The sequence below is a fragment of the Nocardiopsis halotolerans DSM 44410 genome (assembly GCF_000341065.1).
Lineage (GTDB): Bacteria > Actinomycetota > Actinomycetes > Streptosporangiales > Streptosporangiaceae > Nocardiopsis > Nocardiopsis halotolerans.
Genome location: NZ_ANAX01000360.1, coordinates 1 through 6,041, shown reverse-complemented (window position 1 = coordinate 6,041; position 6,041 = coordinate 1). Strand labels below are relative to the sequence as shown.

Below are 6,041 nucleotides of genomic sequence, written 5' to 3'. Positions count from 1 at the left end.
GGTGCTGGTGCTGCACGAGCAGCAGCTGGAGGTGGAGCAGGAGGAGCAGCTGGAGCAGGAGCAGCTGGAGCTGCACACTCCGGCCATGTCCTGGCCGACGTCGGAGAGGTCCTCGACCTCGAAGGTGACGGCCTCGAGCTCGAGGAGCTCACGGCCGAGGGTCTGGTTGGACACGGGGGTTTCTCCCTTTCTTTCTCTGTGGGGGATTCAGCGCCTCAGCCGCAGCTGGAGGTGCTGGTGCTGCACGAGCAGCAGCTGGAGGTGGAGCAGGAGGAGCAGCTGGAGCAGGAGCAGCTGGAGCTGCACACTCCGGCCATGTCCTGGCCCACGTCGGAGAGGTCCTCGACCTCGAAGGTGACGGCCTCAAGCTCGAGGAGCTCACGGCCGAGGGTCTGGTTGGACACGGGGGTTCCTTCCTTGCGTTCTCTTGGTGGGGCCCGGCGGGATCAGCCGCCGCAACCGGTGCTGGTGCTGCACGAGCAGCAGCTGGAGGTGGAGCAGGAGGAGCAGCTGGAGCAGGAGCAGCTGGAACTGCACCAGCCGGCCAGGTCCTGGCCGACGACGGCGATCTCCTCGATCTCGAAGGTCGCCGTCTCCAGGCTCAGGAGTTCCTCATGCAGGCTCATGGGGGTTCACCTCCCTCCGGAGGTCTCACGCGGGTGTGAACCGCCGCGCCGTCCGCGGCGGGAGCACGGGCCTACGCCTGGTAGACCAGGGCACGGGCCACGTGCACCACCCCGACCAGGTCGGGCGGGGTGAGTTCGGTGAGCGCTGTACGACGTCCCTCCTCGCCCAGCCGGGCGAGGACCCGCTCCGGGTCGCCCACGAGTTCCAGAGCGGTCGGGTCGCCCAACGGCGCGCCGGCGGGGACGTCCGGGAGGTCGTCGGAGGCGCCCAACAGGGGAGCGGGGGCCTCGACGTCCCCGAGTTGCAGGCGCCCCGCCAGTTCGCGCAGTGCCGTCTCGGCGGCCTCGGCCCAAGTGCGACCCGTGCGGGCCAGGGTCCGCTCGGCGGTCCGGACCACGGCCACCGGGGCCGGGCCGGGGGCCAGGAACAGCTCGGGGCGCCGACCCGACGAGTCCAGCTCCGCGGTGAACATCGCCAGCCGGGCGCGTTCGGAGTCGTCGAGCACCTTGTCGATCAGCTCGGTGCCCACCGGCCGCAGCGGCACGTCGCCGCGGGTCACCAGGGACACCGTCCGGGCCGCGGCGGCGTCCCGCAGCGCCCGTTCGGCCGCCTCCCGTGCGGTCGAACCGGCGGCCAGACCGGTCAGGGCCGGTTCGAAGCGGGCGGTGTCACGGTCCCAGGGGCCGGTGAGGACGGCGTCACGGTCCACGGCCAGCGCGGAACCGTCGGCCATGTCGCGCGCCGCGACCGGTGTGCCCTCCGCCACCGCGGCACCCAGCCAGGTCTCCATCCGGGCGGCCTCGACGGTGAGCGCGTCCCCGTCGGGGGTCGGCAGCGAGGAGCGGCGGCGGTGCACGCCCAACGCGTACTCGGCGGACGCCTGCTCCAACGCCGACAGGCGTGCCCGCATCACCGTGTCGGAGGCGAACGCCACCACCGGCTCCGGACGCACGGCGGGTGCCCGCAGCACGGAGATCTTGACCGGGATCTGCGGCAGGGGATCGTCGTCGAACCGGCTCATGACCCCGGTGGTCTCGGCGATCAGGGGCTCGAACCGCAGGTAGGCGGCCTCCGTGTCGGAGAGGTCGTCCGACGTGTCGGGTTCGTGGGGCGGGACGGGCTGTGTGTCCCCCGCGGGATGGGCCACCACCGGTTCGGTGCGCGCGGTCAGGAACCGTGAGTCGACGACGACCGTCCGTCCGTCGACGTCGGGGGGCAGTACGCCGCCGAGCGCCTTGAAGACCTCGAAACCCATGATCTCCACGGCCACCGTCGTGGAGGTTCCGGGAAGGGCGGGAAGCGCGGGTGCGGCGGTTCCCGCCCCGATGGCCTGCCACATCCCGAGGGTCTCGGGGACCGCGTTGTCGCTCATGCGCAACAGCAGGGAGCACAGGTCCACGCCCCCGTCCGGTGCCTGCCACGGCCCGACGAGCAGACGGTCGCCCGTGCGCAGCAGCGCCAGGAACGCGGCTCCCGAGGCCCGGGCGGCCCGGGCCAGCTCCAGGAGGCGGGGTTGGGGGCCCTCGACGGCCAGCGCGCACACCAGGTCCACGTCGGAGGGGTCGACGTCCCCGTCGACGGGGTGCACGGTGACGCCGCCCCGGGCACCGACCCCGTTGGCCGCCAACGCGTCGGCGAGCGCGTCGCCGACGCGTGCGCTGTCGGAGACGACGGCCACGCGCGCTCCGGCGATCCGGAGGAAGCCGTGCCCGTCATCGCCGTGGTGCTCCAGCAGCGACACCTGTGCGGCGAAGCGCTCCCGTAGAGCGTCCTCGACCACGGCCCCCGGTTCGGGGGCGTCGAGGACGGCTCCGCGCTCGGTGAGCTGGGCCAGGAGGGAGCGGACCGCGTTGGCGTGGGCCTCGGGCAGGCTCGCGGTGATGTCCTCGGTCGTCTTCGTGCCGTCCAGGTGCGGCACCAGCACCGACAGGTAGCGGTAGGCGCCCTTGCCGCGGACGATGAAACTGTCCTCGGCACCGCGGACGAACACACCTTCGGGGATCTCCAGTACCACGGTGTCCTGGCGCAGTCGTGGACGGTGGGGCGGCAGAGTGGGCAACGGTCCTCCAGGGGATGACGGGGATGTGGGGGAGGGAGGGGAGGAGTCAGGCGACGTCCCTGCGGCGGAGCAGCCAGACGGCCACGAGGGTCGAGACCACGGTGTAGGCGAGCAGGACCGCGACCGCCGCGGGCCCGGTCAGGTGGTCCACCACTCCGGGGGTCCCGCCCTCGGACTGGGTGGGCGCGCCGATGGCCGCCACCAGCGAGCCGCTGGCCGTGCCCAGCAGAACGGCGCGCAGCGGTTCCAGGACGGTGAACATCGACGCCAGGCCGGAGACGGCGTTCTCCAGCCCGAGGGTCCACACCAGGCCGACGGCGAGGGCGACGCTGGTGCCGCGGAAGACCACCGCCAGAGTCGCGCCCAGGCTGGCCCACGCGACCGAGATCAGGGCCGCGCCGCCCAGGGAGGCCAGCAGGTCGGTCACCGCCGGCCAGGTCATGGGCTGCCCGGTGGCGACCGAGATCACGGCGGCGGCCGCGACCGAGGCGAGCATCGCGGCCACGGCGATGAGGCAGGCGGCGATCGCGCCCGCGCCGAACTTGGCCGACACCACCTGCGTCCGGTTCGGCCCCTGGGACAGGCGGACGGTCCAGGTCCTCCAGCGGTACTCCGAACCGGTGAGCAGCACGCCCAGCACGAGCATGAGCGCGCCGCCGAAGAGCGGGTAACTGCTCACGGCGGTACTCCCCACCGACGCGGGGAGCAGGATCCGCAGGATCTGTTCGCGTTCGGCGGCGGTCTCCAGGTTGAGGTAGACGATGTAGGGGATGAGGAACGCGAAGCACACGACCATCACGACCCAGGCGGTGCCCACCGCGTAGGGTGCCGTGCGACGGCGGAGCAGCAGCAGTTCGGAGTTGAGCGCGGCGATCACGGGTGTTCCTCCTGGCTCCCGGTCAGTGCGAAGAAGACCTCCTCCAGCGACTGGCGCTCCTTGCGGACCTCGTGGACGTCGGCGCCGGCCTCGACGAGGGCGCGGACGATGCGGGGAACCTCGTCGGGGGCCACGCTCGTCCTCCAGCGGCCCTCCTCCCCGCGCACCGGCGTACCCGCCCCGGCGGACTCCGTGAGCACCCGCTCGACCAGGTGGTCGGGCTCGGCGTGGACGTGCAGGGAGACGTCGGGGGTGCGGATGTTGTCCATCGAGTCCTCGGCGACGACGGTGCCGCCGTTGACGACCACCACGCGGTCGCACACCTGCTGGACCTCACCGAGCATGTGCGAGGAGAACAGCACGGTGTGCCCGGACCCGCTCAGCTCGCGTACGAGGGAGCGCATCCACACCACGCCCTCCGGGTCGAGTCCGTTGGTGGGCTCGTCCAGGATGAGCAGGCGCGGGTCGCCCAGCAGGGTGGCGGCGACCCCCAGGCGTTGACGCATGCCCAGGGAGTATCCGGCGAAGCGGTCGTCCGCGCGTTCGGCCAGGTCCACCAGGCGCAGGACGCGGTCGACCTCGGTGTCGGAGAGGCCGCGCGCACGTGCCAGGACGCGCAGGTTGGTGCGCCCGCTCAGGCCCGGGACGAAGGCCGGGGCCTCGATGAGCGCGCCGATGTCGCGCAGTGCGCGCCGGTCGCCCGGTGCGTGTCCGAGGACGGAGACCGTGCCGCTGTCGGGGCGGACCAGGCCCAGGAGGATGCGCAGGAGCGTCGTCTTGCCGGCGCCGTTGGGGCCGAGGACCCCGTAGACCTGCCCGGACGAGATGCTCAGGGTGACGTCGTCGAGTGCGCGGAGGCGACCGAAGGACTTGGTGATGTTGCTGATGGACACGGCGTCGTCCGGTTCGGAACGCGGTGGTGCGGACGACGACGCATCAGTTTCGGTGATCAAACGTTTACCGTTTCTTTCCGCTCTGGATCCGGTTCTTCCCGCGGCGGGAAATGTGATTCCAGGGGAGCTGTGCGGTCGGGCTGTGGCTGTTGCTCCGAGGGCGCGTGGGGGATGGAGGGGGATGTTCTGATGGTTGCGTCTTGAATGATCGCGAGAACGCTAATCAATCCTGCTGTCTTTGGGAAGGCCTCGAAGAAGATACGGCGTGAATCGGAAGAATATTGTCTTATGGGGTTGTATGTCCGTTCTCTCGGAGTGTGCTCGGGTGGGGGCTCCACGTGTTTTTGTGCCTTCTTCCATGTTTCGGGATCCCTGCTGTGAGGAAACGGCGGGAACCGGGTGTCCCCTTTCTGCCTGTGGGTGACCGTGCGGGCGTGAGGAGTAGTTCTGCTTGGCTCTTCCTCCAATTCCCTATCGAGTTGATTGGGAGGATGGAGTGGTCCGCGGGGTAAGTTTTTGTGGAACTCTTTCGGAATTTGGGTTGTCTTCCTGGGGGTATTGATTCCTGGGTTGGTGGTGCCATCGCGTCGCGGTAGCATCGCGAAAGCGAAAGGGTCGACGTGCGGCGGCGCGGCCGCGTCCGGTGCCCGACGTCCGGGGGGCGTGGACCGCCGTGGGCGGACGGGGATGGCGTTTTTCGTGAGGCGGCCCTGTCCGACCTGGTCAGGCGCGACGCGCGCGAGCGGCGTCGGTGGGGGTGTCCCGGGTTTCGAGAAGAAGAGGATGTGCCGACACGTGGAAGCCGATGCCGATCTGCTGCTCCGCCGCGTCCTGGCCACGACCGTCGACTACACCCTGGCGGCGATCCCCCCGGCCGCGCTGGGAGCGCTGGTGCTCAGCCGGGGACGTCCCGTGGCCGACGCGGAGCCCACCGCAGGGCTCCGGCTGGGCGTCGCGTTCGGACTGACCGTTCCGGCCGTCGCCGCCCTGGCCGTCGGGGAGGCCCGGGGAGCCACCCCGGGCAAGCGCCTCCTGGGGCTGCGGGTGAGCGGCCCGGACGGCGGTCCGCCGGGTTTCCCGCGTGCGTTCGCCCGACTGCTCGCGAAGACCGCCCTGCCCTGGGAACTGGGTCACCAGTCGGTGTGGGACCTGCGGGGCGGAGCCCACACCCGGGGGACGGTGCTGGCCGCGGTCGCCCACGTCGCGGTGGGCGCGCAACTGGCCGCCGCGGTCCGCGGAACCGGACGCACCTACGCCGACCTGGTGGCCGGAACCCGGGTCGAGAGGGCGCGGGGGACCGGGAGGCGGTTCCGGCGCCCCGGGGACCGGCGGAAGGACCCGGCGCGCGAACACCCGGACGCGTTCCACGTCGGGTAGGCGGCGCCGCGCCGCACACGGTTTCGGCCGTGAACACCCGGAAGCGGTGTCCTCCACGTTGTCCACAGGAACGAGGAAGGTCTGGCGCCGCCGGGTGTTTCGCGGTTCCCTGGATACAGGGGGCCCACAGGTGAGGGAGGCATCGTGCTGCCCGCACACCCTGACGGGCCCCGATCCGGAGACCGGGGCCCGCGCCGTCAGCGGTCCG

General features: G+C 71.5%; 6 protein-coding genes. 1 reads left to right on the top strand and 5 read right to left on the bottom strand.

Annotated features, from left to right (window positions below; all coding sequences use genetic code 11):
* Positions 1–215 precede the first annotated feature (215 nt).
* The 5 genes from D455_RS33325 to D455_RS0126530 all read right to left on the bottom strand — a co-directional run bounded on the left by D455_RS33325 (position 216) and on the right by D455_RS0126530 (position 4,456).
* Positions 216–404 carry a hypothetical protein gene (locus D455_RS33325; RefSeq protein ID WP_026123011.1) on the bottom strand — a complete coding sequence of 63 codons (189 nt, stop codon included), beginning with the start codon at positions 402–404 and terminating at the stop codon, positions 216–218.
* Between the two features lie 42 nt (positions 405–446).
* Positions 447–626 (bottom strand): hypothetical protein, encoded by a 180-nt coding sequence (locus D455_RS0126545; RefSeq protein ID WP_017573697.1) that lies wholly within the window; start codon positions 624–626, stop codon positions 447–449.
* Between the two features lie 71 nt (positions 627–697).
* Positions 698–2,686 carry a hypothetical protein gene (locus D455_RS0126540; protein ID WP_017573696.1) on the bottom strand — a complete coding sequence of 663 codons (1,989 nt, stop codon included), beginning with the start codon at positions 2,684–2,686 and terminating at the stop codon, positions 698–700.
* Positions 2,687–2,732: 46 nt separating this feature from the next.
* A complete protein-coding gene (locus tag D455_RS0126535) occupies positions 2,733–3,563 on the bottom strand; it encodes an ABC transporter permease subunit (RefSeq protein WP_017573695.1) in 831 nt (276 codons plus the stop codon).
* Positions 3,560–4,456: an ATP-binding cassette domain-containing protein gene (locus D455_RS0126530; RefSeq protein WP_017573694.1), complete on the bottom strand. Its 897-nt coding sequence runs from the start codon at positions 4,454–4,456 to the stop codon at positions 3,560–3,562. Before D455_RS0126530 ends, D455_RS0126535 begins: the two co-directional genes overlap by 4 nt.
* 795 nt (positions 4,457–5,251) lie before the next feature.
* Here D455_RS0126530 and D455_RS31775 point away from each other — a divergent pair.
* On the top strand, positions 5,252–5,833 hold the full coding sequence (locus tag D455_RS31775; RefSeq protein ID WP_040685148.1) for an RDD family protein: 582 nt from the start codon (positions 5,252–5,254) through the stop codon (positions 5,831–5,833).
* Positions 5,834–6,041: the final 208 nt, after the last annotated feature.

Bases quoted from the DNA above. Each gene is read 5' to 3' on its own strand.
- D455_RS0126545 (WP_017573697.1), bottom strand. From the start codon at position 626: ATGAGCCTGCATGAGGAACTCCTGAGCCTGGAGACGGCGACCTTCGAG.